This is a genomic window from Oscillibacter sp. (assembly GCF_032018205.1).
Classification (GTDB): domain Bacteria; phylum Bacillota; class Clostridia; order Oscillospirales; family Oscillospiraceae; genus Oscillibacter.
In genome coordinates, this window is the sequence record NZ_DALZOY010000012.1 from 79,124 (window position 1) to 102,163 (window position 23,040).

At 58.2% G+C, this 23,040-nt stretch carries 16 protein-coding genes; 5 read left to right on the forward strand and 11 right to left on the reverse strand.

Translation table 11 applies throughout. The features are described from left to right. Positions 1-9 precede the first annotated feature (9 nt). From RTU96_RS10605 to RTU96_RS10655, 11 genes are all read right to left on the reverse strand, one after another. Positions 10-744 carry a class I SAM-dependent methyltransferase gene (locus RTU96_RS10605; protein ID WP_312636572.1) on the reverse strand — a complete coding sequence of 245 codons (735 nt, stop codon included), beginning with the start codon at positions 742-744 and terminating at the stop codon, positions 10-12. After that, positions 741-1,517: an ABC transporter ATP-binding protein gene (locus RTU96_RS10610; RefSeq protein WP_312636573.1), complete on the reverse strand. Its 777-nt coding sequence runs from the start codon at positions 1,515-1,517 to the stop codon at positions 741-743. Before RTU96_RS10610 ends, RTU96_RS10605 begins: the two co-directional genes overlap by 4 nt. Continuing rightward, complete coding sequence (locus tag RTU96_RS10615) at positions 1,508-2,569, reverse strand: iron ABC transporter permease (protein WP_312636574.1); 1,062 nt, start codon at positions 2,567-2,569, stop codon at positions 1,508-1,510. Before RTU96_RS10615 ends, RTU96_RS10610 begins: the two co-directional genes overlap by 10 nt. Continuing rightward, positions 2,566-3,657: an ABC transporter substrate-binding protein gene (locus RTU96_RS10620; protein ID WP_312636575.1), complete on the reverse strand. Its 1,092-nt coding sequence runs from the start codon at positions 3,655-3,657 to the stop codon at positions 2,566-2,568. Before RTU96_RS10620 ends, RTU96_RS10615 begins: the two co-directional genes overlap by 4 nt. Positions 3,658-3,662: 5 nt before the next feature. Continuing rightward, entirely contained in the window at positions 3,663-4,169 is a 507-nt protein-coding gene (locus RTU96_RS10625; protein WP_312636577.1) for a hypothetical protein, read from the reverse strand. Between the two features lie 40 nt (positions 4,170-4,209). Next, positions 4,210-5,862 carry an S-layer homology domain-containing protein gene (locus RTU96_RS10630; RefSeq protein WP_312636578.1) on the reverse strand — a complete coding sequence of 551 codons (1,653 nt, stop codon included), beginning with the start codon at positions 5,860-5,862 and terminating at the stop codon, positions 4,210-4,212. Then, a complete protein-coding gene (locus RTU96_RS10635; RefSeq protein ID WP_312636579.1) occupies positions 5,859-8,171 on the reverse strand; it encodes an S-layer homology domain-containing protein in 2,313 nt (770 codons plus the stop codon). Before RTU96_RS10635 ends, RTU96_RS10630 begins: the two co-directional genes overlap by 4 nt. Beyond that, on the reverse strand, positions 8,168-9,943 hold the full coding sequence (locus tag RTU96_RS10640) for an S-layer homology domain-containing protein (RefSeq protein WP_312636580.1): 1,776 nt from the start codon (positions 9,941-9,943) through the stop codon (positions 8,168-8,170). Before RTU96_RS10640 ends, RTU96_RS10635 begins: the two co-directional genes overlap by 4 nt. A gap of 287 nt (positions 9,944-10,230) precedes the next feature. Beyond that, positions 10,231-14,781 (reverse strand): S-layer homology domain-containing protein, encoded by a 4,551-nt coding sequence (locus tag RTU96_RS10645; RefSeq protein ID WP_312636581.1) that lies wholly within the window; start codon positions 14,779-14,781, stop codon positions 10,231-10,233. Between the two features lie 72 nt (positions 14,782-14,853). Beyond that, on the reverse strand, positions 14,854-16,143 hold the full coding sequence (locus RTU96_RS10650) for a hypothetical protein (protein ID WP_312636583.1): 1,290 nt from the start codon (positions 16,141-16,143) through the stop codon (positions 14,854-14,856). Between the two features lie 273 nt (positions 16,144-16,416). After that, the gene (locus RTU96_RS10655; protein WP_312636584.1) at positions 16,417-18,207 is read right to left on the reverse strand and encodes an S-layer homology domain-containing protein; all 1,791 of its coding nucleotides are present in this window, start codon (positions 18,205-18,207) and stop codon (positions 16,417-16,419) included. A gap of 803 nt (positions 18,208-19,010) precedes the next feature. Between RTU96_RS10655 and RTU96_RS10660 the strand changes: the two genes are divergently transcribed. The 5 genes from RTU96_RS10660 to RTU96_RS10680 all read left to right on the forward strand — a co-directional run bounded on the left by RTU96_RS10660 (position 19,011) and on the right by RTU96_RS10680 (position 23,000). Continuing rightward, positions 19,011-19,958 carry a PstS family phosphate ABC transporter substrate-binding protein gene (locus tag RTU96_RS10660; RefSeq protein WP_312636585.1) on the forward strand — a complete coding sequence of 316 codons (948 nt, stop codon included), beginning with the start codon at positions 19,011-19,013 and terminating at the stop codon, positions 19,956-19,958. A gap of 102 nt (positions 19,959-20,060) precedes the next feature. After that, positions 20,061-20,939 carry a phosphate ABC transporter permease subunit PstC gene (pstC, locus tag RTU96_RS10665; protein ID WP_312636586.1) on the forward strand — a complete coding sequence of 293 codons (879 nt, stop codon included), beginning with the start codon at positions 20,061-20,063 and terminating at the stop codon, positions 20,937-20,939. Between the two features lie 4 nt (positions 20,940-20,943). Beyond that, complete coding sequence (locus RTU96_RS10670) at positions 20,944-21,783, forward strand: ABC transporter permease subunit (RefSeq protein ID WP_312636587.1); 840 nt, start codon at positions 20,944-20,946, stop codon at positions 21,781-21,783. Then, positions 21,768-22,517, forward strand: a complete 750-nt coding sequence (locus RTU96_RS10675; protein WP_312636588.1) for a phosphate ABC transporter ATP-binding protein — start codon at positions 21,768-21,770, stop codon at positions 22,515-22,517. Before RTU96_RS10670 ends, RTU96_RS10675 begins: the two co-directional genes overlap by 16 nt. Before the next feature lie 15 nt (positions 22,518-22,532). Further along, entirely contained in the window at positions 22,533-23,000 is a 468-nt protein-coding gene (locus tag RTU96_RS10680; RefSeq protein ID WP_312636589.1) for an ATPase P, read from the forward strand. Positions 23,001-23,040 lie beyond the last annotated feature (40 nt).

Here is a 23,040-nt window from a genome sequence, read left to right on the forward strand (position 1 = left end):
ATCAAATCGTCAGGCGTCTCCCCCACCGCTCTCCTTCTCCCGCCGAACATCCGAGGCCGAAAACACGATCAGCCCCAACTGCTTGCGGTTTGGAAGATAGCAGGGAAACCCCGGCAGGGCCGAGACTTGAAGCCTGCCTCGCACCTCCTCCGGGGGGATGTCTCTCCCCCGGTTATAGAGCCGAAAAAATTGATCCGCCTCCGTCAGCGAGCGGAAGGGCTGCCCCAGCTCCAGCGCAAAGTGCTCCGCCCGGAAGGGAATATTCAGACGGTGCAGGCGTTCCTCCGCCGCCGCGGGTGTAAAGTGTTCCAGCTTCGACCCGCTGGTGCCGAACCGATGAACAGTGCTGGCCCGTTTAATCAGAATCACTGGGCCAGCGCACTGCTCCGCCGCGATTTGAAGCGTCTCCTCCATGCCGCCGAACAGGCAGAACACCATGGCGTCATAGGGCTTTGGCGGCCGGTTTTCAAAAATGTCCCCTTGGAGAATCTCCATTCTGGAAAGTCCCGCCGCCCGGCGGCGCAAGTCTTCAATGGGCGGGGCGGCTCGGTCGATGGCGGTCACCCGCCCGCAGAAGGGCAAAAGCGCCAGACTCAGCTCCCCCAGGCCGCAGCCCGCGTCGCACACATGGGCGTTTAGCGGAAGGTAGGCCGAAACCCGCTCCGCCAGAATCCGGTAATAGTCGCTGTGGGCGGCGGCGGTACGGTAAAAGGCAATGGTCTCCGGCAGCCAGTCCTGCATCATGCTCTCTTCTCCCGCCCCGGAATCACAAACCGTCCGGCGTCCGTCTCCAGCAGCCGCACCTCCACGCCGTACAGACGGCGGAGCAATGCCGCGTCCAGCACTTTATCGGGCGGTCCATAGGCCGCCACGGTTCCGTCGCACAGCGCCAAAACCGCCTGCGCGTGCTGCAACGCCGTCTGGGGGTCGTGGGTGGAAAAGAGAATCAGATATTCCTCTCCCGCCAGACGGCGCAGGCGATCAAGCACCCGGAGATTGTTTCCGAAGTCCAGATGGGCGGAGGGTTCGTCCATCAACAAAATCCGGGACCGCTGCGCCAAGGCCCGGGCAATCAGCACCATCTGCTGTTCCCCTCCGCTGAGCCGGTCAAACCGCCGCGTGGCAAAGCCCTCCATTCCCACCTGCTCCAGCGCCGCCCATGCCGCCTTTCTCTGCGTCTCTCCCGGCGAAGAAAACGGAGAGAGCTGCCGGGCAGTGCCCGTCTCCACCATGCTGAGCACGGAATAGCCGGGCAGCGCCGCGCCCGACTGGGGAATATACGCCGCCAGCTCCGAAAGGCGCCGGGGCGGCAGGGTACGCGCTTCCGCGCCTTCCAGCAGGATACTACCCTCATACCCCCTCACCAGCCCCAGAATACAGCGGAACAGCGTGGTTTTTCCCGCGCCGTTGGCCCCCAGCACCGCCACGGTCCGCCCCCCCTCCGCATCAAAGGAAACCTCCCGCAGCACCGGATTGGTCCCGTAGGAGCAGGAGAGCTTTTGAATGCTCAGCAGCATAAGGCCCCCTCCTTCCGAAGAATCAGATAGAGGAAAAACGGCGCGCCGATCACCGCCGTCAGGATTCCAATGGGGATTTCCGAGGTAGACAGGCATCGGGCCGCGTCGTCCACCAGCACCAGGAAGGCCGCTCCCAGCAGCACCGAGGCCGGAAGCAGATACCGGTTGTCCGCCCCCACCAGACGGCGGCAAAGATGGGGGATTACCAGCCCCACCCAGCCAATCATTCCACTGACCGAAACGGCGGAAGCGGTAATCAGCGTGGCGCTGATGGTTACGCCAAGGCGCAGCGCGTCGGCATTTACCCCCATGGACCGGGCGGCGTCGTCCCCCAGCGTCAAAAGATTCATCCGCCAGCGCAGCAGCAGCAATGTCAGGATTCCCACCGACATAGGCACAGCGGCAAACGCCAGATCATGCAGCCGCGTGCTGTTCAGGCTGCCCATCAGCCAGTAGGTAATGGCGGGAAGCTGGTCCGTGGGGTCAGCGATCAGCTTAATGTACGAGGTTCCCGCCGTGAACAGAGAGGTCATCATAATTCCCGCCAGAATAAAGTTTACCACCCGGTTTCCCTGCGCCCGGCTGCCCACAAGGCATGTCAGCCCCACCGTCAGAAGTCCGAAGGCAAATGCCGAAGTAGTGATCATTCCGGAGGAGCCGCCCAAAAGAATCGCCATCGCCGCGCCGAAGGCGGACCCCGCGGTGGCCCCCAGCAAATCGGGGGACGCCATGGCATTTTGAAACGCGCTCTGATAGGCGGCCCCGGCGGCGGACAGTCCGCCGCCTACCAGACAGCCCAGCAGAATCCTCGGCAGCCGCAGCCGCAGCACCACGCCCGCCGTTTCATTGCTCCAGCTCTGGGTAATGGGCAGAACGCGGGAGAGCAGGATTTTCACCACATCTTCCACCGAAGCGGGGTATTTCCCAAGAGAAAAGGACACCAGAAACACCGCCGCCAATCCCGCCGCCAGCAGCACAATGCGCCCCCTGCCCCGCCGCCGCAACCGGAGGGATATCTCCAAAATATCTGGCTTTTCGGAATGCTCTGTCATGCGCTTTCCTCCATCTTTTCCGTGGAATGGGCCAGAAGGGCCTTTGCCTGTGCCTGCGTCAGGTCATAGTGGTAAAACAGCTTGTAAAAGGTCTGGGTTTCCTCTACCATGTCATACTGAAAAACTTGCGGATACAGGAGGCTTCCCAACCAGCGAATGCCCAGAATCCGCTGGACGGAGGGGGGCCTGTCCAGCCAGTTATAGGGCGCGTCCGGCACCTCGTACACCGCGCCGGTTTTTACCGCCCGGACGTTGGCCCACAGAGGGTCCTCCCAAATGTCGTCGTAGCAGCTATCGGGCGCCAGAACCACCGCCTCCGGGTTCCAGAGCAAAATCTGCTCCATGCTCACCTCGTCTCCACCCCTGTCGGAGTTTTCTCTCAGCTCCGCCACATTCCGGGCGGCCGCCCAGTCCAGCACCTGCGCGTGGAGACTACCATTGCCGTTTACCTCTGTACCGTATTCCCCCTGAGCGAACAGCACCGCCGTTCTCTCAGATTCGGGAATCTGCGCGCCAAAGGCTTTCGCGTCGTCAAGCGTCTGCCGGACGTAATCCGACAGCGCCTTCGCCTGCTCTTTTTCCCCCGTAATCTCTCCCAGCGTGTCGTACGCCCGGGCGGTGTCCTCCAAGGGGGCCTTGATAAAAACTGTGGGAATGCCGGTCTGTCTTTGGATGGCATCCATGTCGGCGGCGATGCCGGATTTTTCCTCTCCCATGTCTATAATCACATCCGGCGCGGCGGCGATTACGGATTCATAGCTGATCGTTCCTCCCCCGCCGTAAAACTGGCCGAACACGGGAAGGTCCCAGTATTTTTCAGGAAAGTATTCCTTTTGCTTTTTGGTCAGCGGTGTGGAGAGGCCCGCCAGTTCGTCGGGACACAGCGTATAGAGAAAGATTTGCGCCAACGGCCCGGAAGGGGCCACGGTTTTAACCTCTCTTGGAAGCTCCACCTCACGGCCGCAGGAATCCGTAAAGGACCAGATCTCCACAGGCTGCTTTTCCTTCACAGGATTTTCGCCGCAGCCGGAGGAGCACAGCAGAATTGCCACCTCTAAAAGAACGACGGCTATGCGTCTTTGTGTCATTCTTTTCATTTTACAAACTCAATAGAGGTCACCGCGTAGGCCCAGTAAGAGGATTCCGCCTCCGGAATGAGAATCCGCAAGGGCCGCTGCTTTTCCGGCAGGGGCGCGTCTCCTTCCGCCAGTTGCAGCACCACCTCATAGTCGGTGAGGTACTCCTCCTTTAAAACGGTCTTGTATCCGTCGCTGCAAAGAAACCGGATTTTCTGAAAGTCCGACATCTCCGTCTCATACTGCGCCAAAAACGTGTTCAGCAGCGGCCCCACCGCGTTGACCGTTCCGGCCTTCGCCGTGGCGCCCGTGGCCGTACGCTTTACGCAGCTTAGCTTCGCAAGCTCGTTGGGCGTGACGGTAAAGTCCTCGTCCTTTAGTCCTTTAATTGTAATAGGGCTTTCCCCATAGTCCGAGAGGTCTGCCCGCACTTTCACCGTTCCCCCGCAACCGCACAGCAGCAGTACCCACAGGGCAAGGCCCAGCATCGCCGCCCGCTTTCCTGTTTTCTTCACGTAAGTCACCCTTTCCCGCCTCCTGTCGTTTCGCCCATCGGGCCGCGTTTCATCCCACAAACAGTCCCAGCCGTTGGAGCATGGCGGCGGTTTGTGCCCGCGTGGCCGGCCCCTTGGGGGCCAGCTCCGTGGCGCTGGTTCCGTTGACCAGACCAGCCCCCACCGCCCAAGACAAGCCCTCTTTTGCCCAGCTTCCCGCGTCGGCAACGTCCGCATAAACGCTCAAGTCCCTCGAAACCGTCAAATCGGTCTTCGCCACATTTTTGGCATACCGATAAAACATGGCGGCAAGCTGTTCGCGGGTAATCCCGGCCTCCGGAGAAAAGCCGCCCGACGCGGTTCCGTTCACCACGCCGTTTTGACTGGCCCACGCCACCGCCGAAGCATAGGACGCGTCGGAGGGTACGTCTGCAAAGCCCGTCCCGGACGAGACCTTGGGACTGCCCGCCATATGATACAGCGCCAAAGCCAACGCGGCCCGGGTCATGGGCGCGTTGGGGGAAAAGGAGGTTTTTGCCGTGCCGCCCATGATTCCCTTTTGGGTGACATACCCCACGGCCTCATAGCTCCACGCGCCCGCCGTCACATCCGTATACGGGCTGACCCAGCCCTTTTCCGCACCAGAGGAAGTCAGCGTCAGTGTTTGAACGCCCGCGTCGGTCCAACCATCCTTCACCGCACGGCACGTCATGGTCACGGTTCCGCCGGGGAAATTGGTCTTGGGAATCACCACCGCGTCCCCCGTATACCGACTGGTGGGGGTATAGCTGGGGCTGATGAAATTGTGATTGTAATAAATTGCAGCGCCCTGTGTTGGGCAGGAAAAACGCACATAGTAATTTGCCCCGTCCTCCGTCATCACGGCGGAGGGAACGCCCACCGCGCCCAGTGCTGTCACTCCCGGCGCATCCTTCATATTCAGCAAAAGGGTTGCCACCCAATAGCGGCTGTCTGCGGCGGTGGAGGCCTTTCCCGTCAGGTCTTCCTTGGTCATGGGCTTCATAAAGCGGGGGGTGCGCTCGCTGTCCATCAGCCCGGAGGTATACCACAAGCTCTCCATGTTATAGTCCCCGGTGCCATACTTTCCATCGGTAATCATGTACCGCTGGGAGAAGGCCAGCACGGACAAAAGCGGCACCTCCGGCTCGGCAGACTTGAGAATTTCACTGACCGCCTGATCACGGGTGAGCTTTCCGTCCGGGTCGGCGTACTCCTGCGTCCGATAGTCCCAGTACTTGTACAGCAGCGGATAATTGTAGCGCGCCACACCGTACAGCTCGTCGCAGGTGTAGGTATCTAAATCGTCAAAGCCGGTCTGGTCTATTTCCCACAGGCGGATGGCGTCCTGCCCCGCAAAAGTCAGCTCCAGCGCCCGCAGGGCCGCCTGGGCGGACTTTCCTTTGGCGTAGGTTACAAACTCGGGAATGGTAAATCCCTTCGCCTCCTGATGCACAGTGGTCACATATCGGTCCAAGATAGAATAGTTGTGCAGTGTATTGTCAACTTTTCCCGCCTTCAGGTCCGATACCATTTCGGACACGGGAATCTGGGAAACCAACACCCGCTCTCCCGCCTTGTCGGTCACATAGAACAGCACCGTACCCACGGTCTGTCCCGCCGGCACCGTTTTTGCCTGCGCCGCCGGGGCCAGCCCCGTCACCAGTGCCAGCGCAAGCAAAACGCTCAAAAGCTTTCGTCTCATGTATGCTCTCCCTCCCGATATGTATGATAGTTCAGCATCATCTGCGCCACATGCGCACGACTCGCCGTTCCCTTGGGGTTCAGCCGCCCGCCTCCGCCGTTGACCACGCCTGCCGCCGTCGCCCAGCGCATGGCGTCCAGCGCATAGGCGCCGACATCCGCTCCATCGGAAAAGGCGTTGAACGCCGCAGAATCTGTATTATTCGTTTTTTCGCCCTTAAATTGCGCATAGCGGTAAAAAATCGCCGCAATCTGCTCCCGCGTCACGGAGACGTTGGGCCGGAACGTGCCGTCCCGATAGCCCGCCGCCAGCCCGTTTTCCGCCGCCCACGCGATATAGGGGGCATAGACAGAGTCCTGCGCCACATCGGAATAAGCCGGAGCTGAGATGGTATCTGCCGCCACGCCGTCCAGCCGCCCCAAAACCGTGACAAACATGCCACGGGTCATGGAGGAATTGGGGGAAAACAGTCCGGGTGCGGTTCCGTTGAACAGGCCGTTTTGCACCGCGTACACAACCGCGTTGGCACACCACGCGTCCCCCGCCACGTCGGAAAAGCCTGTCTCCATAAGCTTCGCCACCGCGACGTTCACCGTCTGGGACCCCGGCGCGTAGAGACTGTTGTCCAGTTCCAGCGTATAGGTCCCCGCCGCCTGAATCGGGCAGGAGGCCAGCGCAAAATACTCCGCTTTGACCGTCACCTGTCCAACCACAGAGCGGTCCAGTCCGGAGGAGGGAATCAGAATTCGGGTTCCGTTGGAATCCAGTATGTATACGGACAGACCGGACTGATATTCCGCATCGTCAAAGCGCAGCGTCATCGCGCTGCCCAATCCATAGCTTCCCTGCGTTTTCACTGTGGGGGCCGCTTTTTTGATGGTGAGGGAAACCTGCTTGTCCGCATACTTGGTGGCGTGGAAAATGAAGCTGTACGCCCCGGTTTTTCCAAACAGGCTCTTGTCAAAGGTGAAGGACGCCGCCCCCGCTTTGTACTCGGACGGGCTTACCGTGATATAGCCGTTTACCTCCGGTGTTTTGACGGTGATAAAGTTCATTGCCCCGGTCCATGCCGTCCACTCCGCCGAAGACACGCCGGCGGCGGCCTGAAACACCACATTTTCATTTGCCATACTGCTGTACAGCGCTTGAAATGCGGGGGCCAGCCCGGGATATTTCATGAATATTACGCCCCCGTCGTCCCAGCCCTCTTTTACCGCCGTGGCATACATGGTCACGGGGCTTGCGGACAGGTCCCGCCCGGAGATATCGTAGGTCACCGGACCGGTGTAGGGAATCTGGGGCGCTCCGTCATAGGAATAGTAAATCGTGGCCCCTGTCGTGGCGCAGGTAAGCGCGATGGTCAGTGTCTTTCCGTCGGCGCTTTTGGTGAAACGGGCCACAGGGTCCGCCACCGTCCCCGCCGACCGCAGGGCGGGGGCCTTTGTCATGTCCAGCCGCAAATTGTAAATCCATTTAAAATTGTCGTAGGCGGTGCGGTGAGCCGCCATCAGGTCCGCCTCCGTCATGGGCAGGCTGAGCCGCAGCGCCGTGTCGTCCGTCAAATTCTTGGCAAGGCATCCGGTCACGCTTCCTTTGTTGGACTCGATATAGCTTCCCAGCCCAAGCTCTGTGGAGGCATTCAGCGTGTCGGTGGTGGTTCGCCCGGAGAGGGATTCCGTTGCCAAAATCACCGTGGTTTCCCGGCCCGTGTCAAACGCCGCACGCTTGTCCGCGTAATAGGGGTCCTTGCTCTGATAGTCCTTCTGATAGGTAGGCAGGTCAATGCCAAATTTGCTGTTGTCTTCGCCGCCCACCTCCCAGCCGGTGTTCCAGCCTTGCTCCCTGTCGTATAGGCCCTCGAAATAATACCGCTTAACGCCATAGAGCTGGTCGTAGGTCCAGACGCGGCTGTAAGTCCCGTAGCTGTCGGTTGCCATAAGCTGAATTTTATCCGTGCCGGAAAAGCTCAGCTCTGCCGCCCCAGAAACCCCCGTTTTCTCCTTCACGCAGTCCACCAGCTCCGGGATGGTGAATCCCCGTGCCTCGCAGTACTGGGTGGTAGGATAGTTGTCGGTGGAGGAAATGTAGTAATTCGTTCCTTCCTCCGTGCCATGGGTAAGGACCTTCAGGTCCGACAGGGGCAGCACCTTCAGCAGCACGCTTTTCCCGGAGGCATTCGTTGCGTAGAAGAAAATGTTGTTCCCTCTCTCCGAGGAAATCGTTTTTGCCCCGGCAGGGACGCTCAGCAGGCAGACCGCCAGCGCCAGAAAAAGCACCCGGGCCGCCCGTTTTTTTAAACTCGCTTTCAACTAAGCGTCCCCCCTTCCGCAAAGCGTGTCAAAACAACCGCCATCTGCGCCCGGGAGAGCACCGCTCCGGGCAGCAGGCGTCCATCCTTTGTTCCGCGAATCAGCCCGCTGCTTACCGCCCATGCAACATCCGAACGGGCATAGGAGGAAACGGAATCCCCGTCGGAAAACGCGGAAAGCGCACCGGATTTTGCAGTATTCTCACCGCCGATTTTCTCCGCATACCGCCCCAGCAAAACGGCCAGTTCCTGCCTTGTAACGCTCTTTTCAGGCTGGAAGGTTCCCGCCTTCGTCCCGGCGCTGACGCCGGTTTGCTGCGCCCACGCGGTCGCGTTCGCGTAAGCGGCGGAGGCGGGTACATCGGAGAACGGAGCCGTCCCCGTCACGGCGGGACTGCCCGCCAGACGGTACAGGGCCGAAACCGCCATCGCCCGGCTAGCGGAGGCCGCGGGAGAGAATGTCTCCGTCCCCGTTTCGTCCAGCAGGCCCCCAGATACGGCGGCAGATACCGCCTGAGCATACCACGCCTCCCTCGGCACATCGGAAAACGTCTTTTGCCCTTCTCTTGGCAGGAGGGCGGTAAAGTCCAGAAGATCTCCCGCTCCGTCATAGGACTGAACGGTGAGGCTGTTACCGTCAACCCGGACCACCTGATAGGTGGAGGTGTTGTAAACCGTTTTCGCCTGATACGTCTCGTCGGCAGTGGAATAAAACTTCTGGCTGGCGTTGCCCATAACGTAGGTGATGCCGTCCGTAAAGTCAATCTCCCCGTCCGTCATGGGATAGGACCGGGAATACACATGCTGATGTCCGCAAAGCACCAGACTCACGCCGTTTGCCTCAAACAGCGGCTCCCAGCTTCGTTTCACCGCAGCGGCCACCTTGTCGCTGGCCAGAGAATAGACCGGGTGGTGCATCACAACGACTTTCCACACGGCATCGCTGGCGCGCAGGTCGTCTGCAATCCAACGGTTCAGCCGCTGATAATCCGCGCTGCTCAGTCCCTGCTCCCCCGAAAAAACCCAAGAGTTCAAAACCAGCATGTGGCAGTTTCCGTAATCATAGGAGTAAAACTCCTCGGAAAAGCCCTCCGGCCCGTTTTGAGGAAGCGCCATCAAATCCAGATACAGCTCGGGCTTTCCGCCGGGAAAGTTGCTCTCATGATTGCCGTTGGTGGTCATCATGGGAATTTGGGAAAACACGCCCGTGGCGCTGCCCAGCACTCGTTTCCACTGGTCGGCGGAAATTCCGCTGTCCACGATGTCGCCGCCCAAAACGCCAAAGGCAAAGCCGGGATTGTCCCGGGCCGCAGTCTCCAGCAGGCTTTTCCACTTGCCGTCGTCCCCTGTTCCGGTCTGCACATCCCCCATATACAGGAAGGAGAACGACGGTTCCTCCCTCTGCGCCGTTTGAAAATGGCGGATCTCACTTTTTGATCCTCCATTTCCAACCCGGTAATAATAGACTGTACCGGGCGTCAGACCGGTGAGCGCCGCCTGCTCCACCGTCGCGTCCAGCGCAATGCCGGAGGTCAGCTTGGCGACCGTGGCAGAAATTTTCTTCGCGCCCGAAAGGGATGGGCTCGTGCCATACTCCACCCAGCCGTCCGCCCCGTTCGCCTCCGCCTGCCAGGAGACGGTCATGGTTGTTTTCGGATCACCCGTCCAAGAGAGAATGATGCGCTCCGGTCCCGCGCTCTCCGCCGCCCGGGCTGTTCCTCCCAAAAGGCATAGCAGCAGCAACACCAGCACTCCCTGTGTCCCTTTTTTCATAGCCCGTTCTCCTTGCATCGTAATTTTCAATGAATGACGGCGTTTTTTCAAAAGAAATGCTCCGGTTTAATATTGTCTAAAAAACAAAGGTTATCCTCTGCACAAAAGCAGTCATTTTTTTAAGTTCTCGTGCCAAACAGTTATTTTGATTGTTTTTCAAGAATAGCGCCGTATTGCTTGGCCCGGGAGGATCTTCTCTTTCGCGCTCTGCTGAAAAGCACCGCAGGAGAGCGCCCAAACGGGCGCTCTCCCCGTCTCCGGCCCGTAAGCTGGAAACTGCGCGGTTTTTAAATTGCCGCTTTCTGCTGGAAACGCATCAGGATTGTTGCCACCTGCGCACGGGTCGTCACCGCCGCGGGAGCCAGCGTGGCGGCCGTGGTTCCGGAGATCAGCCCCTCGTTTACCGCCCAGGCCATCCCCTCTTTTGCAAAACCGTTCATCTGCGCCTGATCGGTAAATCCGCTCAAATCGGCGGTGCCCGTGACATCATAGCCGCAGTACTTTGCAAACCGCGCCAGAATCGCCGCAAGCTGCTGGCGGCTAAGCTGCTTGGAGGGTCCGAAGACGCCCTCGGCATACCCGCCGACAATGTCGTTGGCCGCCGCCCAGTTCACCGCATCGGCGTACCATGCGTCTGCCGCCACATCGCCAAAGCCTGCCGATTTGTCCGACGCGGGCTTTCCCTCCATGCGCCACAGCACCGACACCAGCATGGCCCGGGTCATGGACGCGTTGGGCGAAAAAGCGGTGTCGCTTGTCCCCTGAAACAGGCCGGAAACGGCGGCAAATTCCACCGCATCCGCGCACCAAGCCGTGTTTGCCACGTCTTCAAAGGGGCTTTCCCACTTCTCCTGCGCCAGCACCACGTACTTGGACAGGTGAGATGTGGAATACGTGACCGTACCGCTGTCAACATTGTAGCTGCCGGTCATCAGAATCAGTCGTCCCCGGCTATTCAGGTAATACACCCGGGCCGTCTGACCGTCTTTTACCGTTCCGGCGGGGACGGTAATTGCCGCACTTCCGCCGCCAAGGCGGGTAATGCTTTGACTTCCGGCGGTCATGCTTACCTCAACCACCGCGCCGCCTGAAACCAGCTTCTGCTGGTCCGCACTCAGCGCTGTAACGCTCACCTGCCTTACAGTCACCGTTACGCTGGCGTTGGAGCCCGCCTGCTGCACCGCGCTGCTCAGCGCCGCCGCATTCAGTTCGACAGTTCCCACCGGAGTGTTTATGGACAGCATGGCAATAGACGCGTCCACAGCGCTGGAAATGGACGCTGTGGGAATGCTGGTCCGAACCTCCGTGGCTGTCGAGGGTGCGTTGACCTTGATTTCAAGACCCGCGGAAGTTCCCGCCTCCTCGGCGGCCTTCAGTGCTTTGGTCAGCGTCTCCGCCATGGCGGAGGACGTCACCGTTGCCGTGCTGACGGTTCCGTTGGTGGTAGGGGTGATCTCCATGGCGGTCACGGTGGCCTTTTGGGCTTCCGGCGTATTGATGACAGGCGCGTTGGGGTCCGCCTTCTTCACGGTAAACGCCTTCGCCGCACCGCTCCACGTCACCTGAAACTTTTCATTGTTCACGGTAAGCGTTTGGGTCTCCATGGGAAGATAAAAATAAAGATTTTTATCGCTGCCGTCATAGCCAAAATTGCTGACGGTGGAGGTCGTGCTCTCCGTATAGCGGTGCTCGTGGAAGCCGCCGCTGTAAGTAAACCCGGTGCTGCCGGATACATCAAACCCATTTGCCTTCTTGGAAAGCATGCTTGTGTCAAAAATCAGGCGGCTCACGGCCTTGGTGTCGCTGCCGTTCCGCTTGGTGGCGGTGACCAGCGTGTCGTCCACCGTCTGTGCCGCGCTGTCGCTGTTCATCTTCAGGGAATTGTCCGTCCGGACGGCCTTGAAGCTGCCGCCGGAGACATAGAGGGTCCCCGCCGATCCGCTTCTGTCGCCGCCGTAACCAATGGCAGAGCCAAGAAAGTCGGAGATAATCGTCAGGTTGCCGTTCTGTAAATAAACCGGACCGGCCCCTTTCCCCTGCTTGCTTGCGCCGATGGCCGCACCGTTTGCTTTGTTAATCAGCACTAACGTGCCGCCGGTAATGTAGACCGGATCGTTTTTCACGCCGCCCAAAAGGGAGTCTCCGCCCACCAGAGGTCCAGTCTTGGAGCCTTTGATAAATACGTCCGCTCCTCCAAACGTGATGGTTCCGCAGGCTTCATAGCTGTTGCCCCCGATGCCCGCGCCCTGAGAGTATTTGTACAGATACAGGGTTCCGGAGCCGCCGATAAACAGATCCGCGCCCTTTGGCACATGGATACCCGCGCCCTGCACATACTCCTGCGTTTCCAGCAGGCTTTCCCCTTCAACATTGAGCTGATTGCCCTTACCCGTAAAGTTGATGATGTTCAGCCCGAAATTCACGTCGCCGGACGCCGTTCCCCGCCCCACATTGTTGTTGATCCAAATGTCTTTAAGCGTCAGATTTGCGCCGGCAACGCTGCAATCAAAGGTAAGGTCTGAAAATTTGGAATCCGGACTGCTGATGCCGCTGCCCACCAGCGTGACCGGCTCCTTGGTCATCACCAAGATGGTCCCCGTCGCTCCGCTTTGAATGGTATAGGTTCCGCCGGAGGTAATCGTAGTGCCGCCGGAAATTGCTCCGGGGGTAACAGGGGTAACAGCGCCCGCCTGCTCAAGGGCGATGGAAACGCTCAGCATCGCCCGGTCCCCCAGACGGACGGGTCCGGACTGCGTCTTCATCCCGCTCTTGCTGACAGAATAGGTATACTCAGATTTCTTCACCAGCTCATAGCGGTAAACACCGCCCGCCGCGTTCGAGGTGAGCAGAGGGCTCTGCACCGCGTTGGACGCGTCCTTAACTACCACCACCGCGTCCGCGGGCGTGACCGTGAGGGTGAAGGTTCCGGTGGTTTGTCCCGGAACGACGGTGTAAAATCCCTCGCTGTCCGGAGTTGCGCTGAACTCGTAATCCTCCCGGAGCATGGTTGGCTCCGCTGTGTTATCAGGCCAAACCTTGTCGCCCGCCTTAGGCTTAAAGAGGCCGTCATACACCTGAATGATTCCTTTTTGATTGCCATTGGCATGCAGCGGGCTTCCGTCTATGCTGATATAGGTTCCGCTGCCAATCTTAATCTCACCAAGCTGCGAATATACGGCGGCATAGCTGTTGCTCTGGCCTTGTCCCGTCATGGTCACGGTGCAGTCGGTCAGGCTCCGAATTTTCGCGGTGTATTCGTCGGCCCCGCTACCGATGCCAACCGCCTGAATCGCACCCTTAACGGTGCAGTTGCTGATGCTCTCCGCGACGCCTCCGATGATGACGTTTCCATTGATGGTACAGCCGTCCAAAAGGTCAATCCCGCTCTCCCTGAACAGCTTCAGGCTATCGCGGTCACTCTCAGGCCTGCTTGGATCGCAGTTGATGGTGCAGTCGCGAATTGCCGTCATCTTTCCCTTTACGCTGATCAGGCCGTGCAGAGCCGACGCTCTATACAGTGAGATCGTCCCTCCGGCGGCGCCGCTAACAATGGAGACGCCCTCCGTCCCGGCGGGAACCTCAAGGGTATTGACAGAAAGGGTGTGCCCGTTCAGGTCAAGGGTCACGTTGTTTTGGCTCAGCGTAACAGTCATTGCGCCATGGTCGCGCAGCAGCTTCACCGTGTCCCCGCTTGCCGCGGCGGCGAGGGCTTCGTTCAGCGTGTAATATTCTGACTCACCAATGCTTGCTGCCTTGCCCTCCACCACCGTCACAGGATAGGACGCGGTATATCCGCCGTCCTCCGTGGTTGCGGTTATGGTGGCGTCTCCCGCCGCGATGCCCGTGACCACGCCCGTCCCGGGGTCTACGGTGGCAGTCTCCGTTGCACTGCTGCTCCACGTAACCATCTGGTTCAGCGCCGTGGCAGGTCTGATCGTGTATATTTTTGAAGGAATTGTCCCGCCAACGCTGACGTCGGCTTTTTCCACGTCCCAGAGCGTGATTCCCGAAACGCCCGGCGTCACGGTGAGTACGCACTCGGCAAATACGCCGCTGCCGTCCGCAGCTTCGGCCCTGATGGTGGTCTCTCCCTCTTTCAGGAGCGTCACTAATCCGCTGCTGTTCACGGTGGCTACTTCATTGTTCGAGCTTGTCCAGTACAGGTCCTGATACTGTGCGTTCGCGGGCAGCACGCCTACGGAAAACTGCACCGTATGATCATTAAATGCAGCCGCCTGTTTGGCCGGAAGTCCGGTGATTTCCGAAATTCTTATGATCCCGCTGAGATCACCCAGGAAAAAATAGTCGCTTAAAAATGACGACAAACTGCGGGATTCCTGGCCCTTAGAACTAGTGTTGTATCCCTTCCACACCGTGTAATTAGTAGTTTCCCCGGCTCCAATTGAAAAGGAATAGCGTCCCGGCGTGGGATTATTGTTAATTGTAAATTGGAGGGTAAAAAGCGTTCCGGCTGTACCGAATCCGTAGCTGCCGTTGCTATCCGGTTCAAATTTTACATTTACGCTTGAAGCTCCCGGTGTTACAACTGGGCTTTTATTGATAGTCCAATCTCCGTCGGCGCAATTCTTGTATGTCAAAACGCTACTGTCATACCCAATGTTAATATTCAATTCCCGAAGGGGCCTGCTGCTTGTAACGGTGCTCAGCTTAAAGATAAGCGAAACGGTGTTTTCCTCCACCGCCGTCTCTGCGGTAAAGACTTCCTTCCCCGACGCCATAGACGTAGCCGACGCGGTAAGCGGCTCGAACACAAACAGGGAAAGTGTCAAGACCAACGCCATGGTTAGGGAAAGGCTCTTTTTCATCCAAGTTTTCATACACACTGCTCCATGGTAGATTTTTTGCGCCGGGGCATCAGGAGGTTCCCTGATTCCCCGACGAGTTACCGTTTAGGCAAAAATGGGATAACCGCTATTTTTGCTGGGGTCAATGGTCCAGGTACTGTAATCCCCGCTGCTCTGGGCGCTGACCCATCCGTTCAGGTCGCTCAAAAGGCCGGAGGCAGAACTGAACGAAACGGTTGCGGGACTGCCCGAGACGAGGTTTCCCACCGGGGTGGAGGAGCCTTCATAGCGCAGGGCGTCGTTTGTGAGAGAGCTGTTCATCTCGCCGATCAACTCTCCTGCGTAGGTGGAGCCGGTGATATCTCCAATGTTATAGCAGTTGCGCATAGAACCCTTCTGGAAGGCCGCGATGCCGCCCGCAATGCCGCCGGTGACCGTACCGGCGTTATAGCTGTTGCTAATGCCGCCGTAAACCGTGCCACCGGTGCCGGTCTGCTTGTTGTAATCGTTCTTGTTGCTGCCGACAAGGCCGCCCGCGTTATAGGGAGAGATCACCTCTCCGGCGTTCCAGCAGTTCAGGATGGTCCCCTCGTTCTCGCCCGCGATGCCGCCGGCGGAGCCGGAGCTGTAACCGCTGATGACCTTGCCATAGTTGGCGCTGTTGAGGATGCTGGGGGGATTGGTGGTGGTATTGACCCAGTTGGCGCCGATGATGCCGCCCACGCCCTTGGCCTCATTGCCGTAGACCACGGTGCCGTTATTGACGCAGTTTACAATATCGCCCCAGCCCTTGCCCACAAGGCCGCCCACGGAGCGCTGCGCGCCCACATAGCCGCCCGAGATGGTCAGGTTTCGGATAGAGGCATTCTCCTCCAGCTTGCCGAACAGGCCGATGTTGTTGGCTACGGAGTTTCCTGTGCCGTAGCTCCCGGTGGAGTGATTGTAAAAGATGTTGGAAATGGTATAACCATCGCCGTCAAAGTGGCCCTGAAAGCTGTAACTCGTGTTGCCGCCGCCGATGGGCAGCCACTCGTATACCGTGCCCCCGCCGGTATAGCCGGCGGTTCCGGCCACAGTGGGATTCACAGTGGCATCGCTGGCAGAAGCGGGGCTGAGGGAGATGTCGTCGGTCATAACGAAATACTTCCCGGTGTAGACCGTTCCCCCCCGCACGTTGGCAGAGAGCTGCGCAAGGTCTGCCGCCGTGTCAATCTCATACGGGGCAGCTTCCGTGCCGCTGCCGCCGCTGAACGAATATGCGGCGTTTGCGGCGGGGATAACGCCGTTCCAGGAGCTTACCGCCCCGGCTTTAACAGGCATTGAGGAGAAGAGACTGACAATCAGAGCAAGAGAGAACAGACCGGACAGTGCTTTTTTACCTCGGTTTTTCATCATAATTGAACTCCTTTCATATTGTCGCGGGTTTCATGTACCTAAAGAAAAGGTTTCCAAGCAATCTGAGCTCCTGATGCCGCAGTTTCCCCGCACCTCGCCTCCTCTCTTTCATCCGCTCTGTGTATTTAATCTCCGTTCCGGACACGGGAGACGCGTTTGTTCCCGCCGCGCTCCACAGGCTGCCTGTGCTGTCCGGATTTACCGCCGCGGCCCCGGCCGAGGGCCAGACCGGCTTTGGAGCAGGTACCGCAAAAATGGGCTGCAAGCCGCCGCTTACGATGCGGCGATTCCCTCAAAGCGCGTCAAAATCTGCGCCGCCTGTGCGCGGGTCGCCGTTCCCCGGGGCGAGATTGTGCCATCCTTCATGCCGGATATCAGCTTGTTTTCAACCGCCCATCCAACGGCGTCCACCGCCCACGACGAGACGCTTTTGGCATCGGAAAATCCCGAGAGGCCGCCCTTTCCCGCCGCGCCGCCGTCCCGCTGCACATAGCGGTACAGCATCGCCGCCAGTTGTTCTCTTGTGACGCTGCCGTCGGGAGCAAACGTCGTGGCGGTCTTCCCCCCGGCAACGCCAGCCTCGTAGGCCCACGCCACCGCCTGAGCGTAATCCGCTTCCACCGGTACGTCGGTAAAGGAAGGAGAAGCGGTCACAGCGGGCGCGCCCGCAAGACGGTAGAGCGCTTTCACGAGCATGGCCCGGGTCACGGGCTGCGCGGGGGCAAACGATCCGTCCCTCGTTGTTTCAAGCAACCCTTCGGAAACAACATGGTTGGCGGCGGCAAAGTACCAGTCCGTGACAGACACATCGGAATACGCCGAAAAATAAGGCGTTTTAATATCCTTCTGCCAGCTTAAAACCGGATAGCCTCCGTTGATGCCGTTTGCGTCCGCCGCAAATGCGCTGCCAAGTGTTTTAACAAACTCCGCGGTTTTAAGCTTGTCCGAAGACAGCGCCCCGTCGCTGACAACGGTGCCGGCGCTGAAATATCCGCCGCCGGGAGCACTGCCCTCCAGATACCAGCAATTCAGCACGGCAAGCTTATACGCCGCGCCGCCGTTGTTCGTCCCAATCGCCATGGCATAGCTGTCCAGCTTTGCCGAAATTTTTCCCACGCTGTAACAGTTTTTCAGCGTGATTTCATTGCTTCCCGAAATGCCGCCGGTGGGGCAGGTATACGTGCTCATCACCCGCCCCGCGTTATAGCAGTTCTCCACAATTCCGCCGTTCCAGCCCGCGCCGACAATTCCGCCGCAGCCCTTTGCGTCGGTATTCGAGACGGTGGCATAATTGGCGCAGTTTTGGATGATCCCGCCCGCCGAGCTTCCGCCGGTATTATACGTCGTCTTTCCCAGCTTGCCGACGATGCCGCCCACGGAGCGGTTGGCGTAAAAATAGCCTGTGACGGCAACATTTTTGACCGTTGGATTTTCCGGCCGCATGTCCTCCGGATCGTTGTCATGCACACCCAGACGGCCAATCAGGCCCACGGACTGGCCGTCGCCAAACCTTCCGGTTGTGCAGCGCCGGGAACAGTAGATGTTGTAAACCGTGTGTCCCTGCCCGTCAAAGGTCCCACAAAAGGAGGAGCTGAGTTTTGTTGTAGAATCGTTGGGCGTAATCAGATATTGTCCGCCGATGGGCATATAATTTGGCCCGCTCCATGTGTCGGCAGCGGCATCGTATTTCCCGCCCATGTCCAAATCTGCCGTCAGACGCACCGTTTTGTCCTTAAAGCTGTCGGCGCCATAGTGATAGGTGTCGGTACTCATATTGCTGCCGCCGCTCTTCGCACCGTCAACCCGGTTTGCCACAATTACACTTTTATCACCGATGACGTTTGTAATATCCGTGTTGTATATACCGTTGACGATGGCCGCAAGGCCCGCGAGCTGGGCGGGTGTTGAGATATCAAAGGTCGTGCCCGTCCTGCTGTACCAAGACACATCAATGGTTTTTCCGTCCCATGCCGCCGATGCCGCCCTTGCCGGAACGGGCAGCAGGGCAAAGACGACTATGATTGCCAGAAACACAGAACAGAACCTATTTCGCTTTTTATACATGGTGTTCCTCCTTACACAGTTTGATCACGGCATATTTTCCCGGCATTTTTTACGGCTTGCACGTTTTTTTATCATCACCTACTGTTCAGTGCCTTCCCGGGAACCCTTTCTAAGGGCGCTTTCCCGGAAAGCACATCCTTTTGCGCCTTCAACCTAGGGAGCGTAATTTTTCGTTATACCCGTTTGAATATAACGATCTTCAAAAAGAATTGCCCCTAAGGCGCGCCGAGAATCTATTTTGCTTAATTTTTATTATAGTTTGGAAAATTTTGTCGGTCAATGCCGAAATTCGGCAATGCCGAATCTTTTTTCGGGAACGCCAAATACTTACAAAAATTTCGTTTTTTATTCCATGCTCGTCACCATTTCTTTTATAAACATTTTATTCACTTTAAGCTATCTTCTTTAAAATTACAACCATTCTTCTATATTTTAAGAAAATTTGTTATTATAAACCAATATTAGTCTTAAATTTCGCTTTTATGACGCAAGCAGACAGCGACTTTGCAATTTCGGCTTTTTATCCGCAGCTCCGTCTGTTTTTTCTGCAAAAGCTGTTTTTTGATCCTATGTATTTTATTTCGCCAACAATATTCACTTTGCTAAAATTCCCCGGCACAGCCGCCCTCCTTGCGCGGCTGATACCGAACTTTGTTGAGTACAGACATTTATTATCGTAAATTGCGATATATATTTAGATTGACAGAAACTATCTATTTGACTTCATCTTTAATTGTGAATAATGTAGACATTACCTATGCGTGTAAATTCTGGATGAAATAAAATTTTGGAGGCATTGTACCATGAAAAAAGTTCTCACCGCGCTTCTTGCAACAGCGATGCTGCTGTCGCTGACCGCGTGCGGAAGTCCCGCGCCCGCCGCGTCCTCCTCCCCCAGCGGCAGCGCTTCCTCCGCCCCCGGCGATGCGGCTTTTGAAAGCAGTGTCCTCTTCTGCGGGTCTACCTCTCTCTATCCCATCATCTCTTCTCTGGCTTCTTCCTTCACGGATGAATATGTCACCTGGGACAAGGTGGATGCCACGTTCCCCGATGACAACATCTCCATCTATGTCGCTCCCGGCGGCTCCGGCGTGGGCGCCAGCGCCGTGATTGACGGCACCTGTGATTTCGGCATGATTGCCCGCAGCATCAAAGATTCCGAAAAGGAAGCCTTGGGCGCAGGATACACCGAATATGTGGTGGCCAGGGACGCGCTGACCATCTCCGTCAACGCGGAAAACCCGCTGTGCGGCCTGACGGATGATTTGTCCACCGACACCATCCGCCAGATTTTCAGCGGCGAGATTTCTACGTGGAACGAGGTTGACGCCTCTCTCCCCGCTGAAACAATCAATGTGTACATCCGTGACCTCTCCGGCGGCGCCTACGAGGTGTTCCAGAAGGCCATTATGGGCGACAGCGAGGTAACCTCCTCCGCCACCCAGTCCGCTTCCATGACGGAGCTTGCCACCAACATCGCAAATGACCCGTGGAGCATCGGCTATGCTGGCTTCGGCGCTTATAACAAGGCGAACCAGAACGGTCAGGTGCTGTTTGCCATGAAGGTAGACGGCGTGGAGGCCAATGAGGATACCATCATCAGCGGGGACTACACTGTCCAGCGTCCCATCATGTTTGTCACCGGTAAGGAGCCCACCCCCGCCCAGCAGGCCTTTGTGGACTATGTGTTCTCCGACGTGGGCTATAAGGTTGTGGAGGACAACGGCTACATCCCCGCCTTTACGGCGTGATTTTAGGAAGACCCGGAAACTTATTCTGTCCGGCAAACGCTGCCATTGCGGTGACAATGGCAGCGTTTGTCCTGCCATAAATTGGGAACCGGAGGGATCGTGATGCGGAAAATTGGAAACGCTCTGTTTCCCCGCCTGATTTGTCTTCTGACAGCCCTGACCGTGCTGTCTCTGGCGTTTGTGCTGATCTTTATTGTCCGGGAGTCGCTTCCCGCCTTACAGGAAATTGCCCCGGCGGATTTTTTGCTGGGGCAGCGGTGGATGCCTGTGGACTATGGCACCGGAGTATCTTACGGAATCGGGAATTACATTGCGGGAACCCTGTACGTTTCCGTGGCCGCCATCGCGCTTGCCGTGGCGGTGGGCGTGGGCACAGCCGTGTTCCTCTCCTGCGCGGTGTCGGAAAACACCCGGGACCTGCTGTGCTCCATGATTGACCTGCTGGCCGGGATTCCGTCGGTGATCTACGGGTTTATCGGCCTGTGCGTGCTGGTGCCGCTGTTTCAGCGGCTCCGTCTTTCCAGCAGCGGCCACTGCGTGCTGGCCGCCGCCATTTTGCTGGCGGTGATGCTGCTTCCGTTCTTGGTTTCCGCCTGCTGCGAAACCATGTTGGGCGTACGCCAAAGATACCTGCCTGCCGCAAACGCGCTGGGCGTGGCCTATTGGCATACGGTGGCTCATGTGATTCTCCCCCTCTCCGTCCGCAACATTTTATTGAGCGTAGTTCTGGCGGTGGGGCGGGCCATGGGAGAAACCATGGCGGTGATGATGGTCATGGGAAACGCAGGCGTGTTTCCCTCCATGCTTGGCAAGGGAGAGACGATTGCCTCTTTGATTGCGCTGGAAATGGGAACGGCAGCGGTGGGCAGCACTCACTATCACGCGCTGTATGCAGCAGGGCTGGTTTTAATGGGAATCCTGCTGGCTATCAACACAGGAATTGCCCTGCTGCGCCGCCGTTTGCTGCGGATGGAGGGTTGAGCCGATGAAATGCAAAGCCTTCCTTGTCCGAAGCTGGGCATATCTCAGCATGACGCTGGTGACCGCCGTCATTCTCTTCCTGTTCGGCTATGTGTTTGTGCAGGGCGGTCATGTCATCACATGGGAATTTCTCACCGCCTCTCCCAGCGGATCGGTGCTGGGTTCCGAGGGCGGAACCTGGCCCGCCATCGCGGGCAGCCTCTGCTTCACGGCAACGGCGGTGGTGCTGGGAGGGATTCCCGCCATGTCTACCGCGCTGTATCTTGTTTTCTTCTGCCGCAGCAAGCTGCTGCGGACCGTAATTCAGATGGTGGTTCAGAACATCGCGGGCATTCCGTCCATCGTGCTGGGCCTGTTTGCATACAGCCTGCTGGTACGCTCTTTGGGCTTGGGCCGCAGTGTTTTGTCTGCGGGCGTGGCGCTGGCAATCATGATTTTGCCGTTTATCGAGGTCCGGGCAGAAAAGGCATTTCGGGAACTGCCACCCGCGCTGACTCAATCTGCCTACGCGCTGGGCTGTTCAAAGTCCTACACCATTTGGAAAGTTGTGCTGCCGGCCTGTCGCGGCGAGCTGGTATCCGGCGTGATCTTGGGTGCCTGCTATGCCATGGGGGCCACCGCGCCGCTGATGTTTACCGGGGGCGTGGCCTACGCGGCGATGCCGGTATCCCTTACAAAACCCGCCATGGCGCTGCCGCTCCATCTCTATCTTCTGCTGGCGCAGGGCACCTCCATGCCGCAGGTATACGGCACCGCATTCGTGCTGATGACGGTGGTTCTGCTCAGCAATTTTCTGGCAGCCTTGTATGCCAAAAGGAGGAACCGGGCTTGGAAACAATCCTGACCCTGAAAGACGTAACCATTACTTATGATAAAAAGCCCGCTCTGGAGCAGGTTTCCCTCTCCTTTCCCAAAAACCGAATTACCGCTGTCATCGGCCCGTCGGGCTGCGGGAAAACCACCCTGCTGCGGGCGATGAACCGCATGCTGGAGGAGGAACCGGGCGCGGCTGTGGAGGGGCAAATTTTTCTAAACGGCGACGATGTGCGAAAGCTCCCCCCCGAAGAGCTGCGCCGCCGGGTGGGTCTGGTGTTTCAAACGCCCGCCCCGTTTCCCTTCTCCATTTACAAGAACATGACCTTTGCCCTTCGCTATTACGGCGTACAGAGCAAGGAGCGGCTGGATGCGGCGGTGCGGGAAAAGCTTACGCTGGCCGGTCTTTATGAAGAGGTAAAGGACCGCCTTGATAAAAGCGCCCTGAAGCTTTCCGGCGGACAGCAGCAGCGGCTGTGCATCGCCCGGGCGCTGACGGCGGAGCCGGAGGTTTTGCTGCTGGACGAGCCCTGCTCCGCGCTGGACGTCAAAAGCATCGAGGCCATCGAGGCCATGCTTTTGAAGCTGAGGGAAACCTACACCATCATTCTCGTCACCCACAATATCGCCCAGGCCCGCCGGATTGCCGACTATACAGCCTTTTTCAACAATGGGAGGCTGGTGGAATTCGGAGAAAAAGACACGCTGTTTCTCCAGCCCCAGCAGGAGGAAACCAAAGCCTTTTTAAGCGGGGTCTACGGCTGAGTTGAAAGGAGCATTATGCTGAACATTGAAATTCCCGGCCGTGCGCCGGTTGAAATTGACCATGTGGTTCTGGACTACAACGGCACGATTGCCGTGGACGGGGCGCTTTTGCCCGGCGTTGCCGAGCGCATCGAAAAACTGCGGGAGTTTGTCTCCGTCACCGTGCTCACCGCGGACACCTATGGAACCGTCCGCGCCCAGTGCGAGCCGCTGGGCATTGCCGTGCAGACCTTTTCTCAGGCGGGGGCGGCTCTGTGCAAGGAATCCATTGTCCGGGGAATGGACGGAGGAATCCTGTGTATCGGCAACGGCTTCAATGATATCCAGATGTTTGATGCGGCGGCGCTGCGCGTCGCCGTTTTGGAGCGGGAGGGGTTGTGCCCCACTCTGCTGTCTCACGCCGACGTATTGGTGTCTTCCCCGCTGGACGCGCTGGACCTGCTGCTAAAACCCAACCGCCTGCGTGCCACGCTGCGCAGCTAACAGCCGGACACCGGCAGGCCGACGTTCACCACGTCGGCCT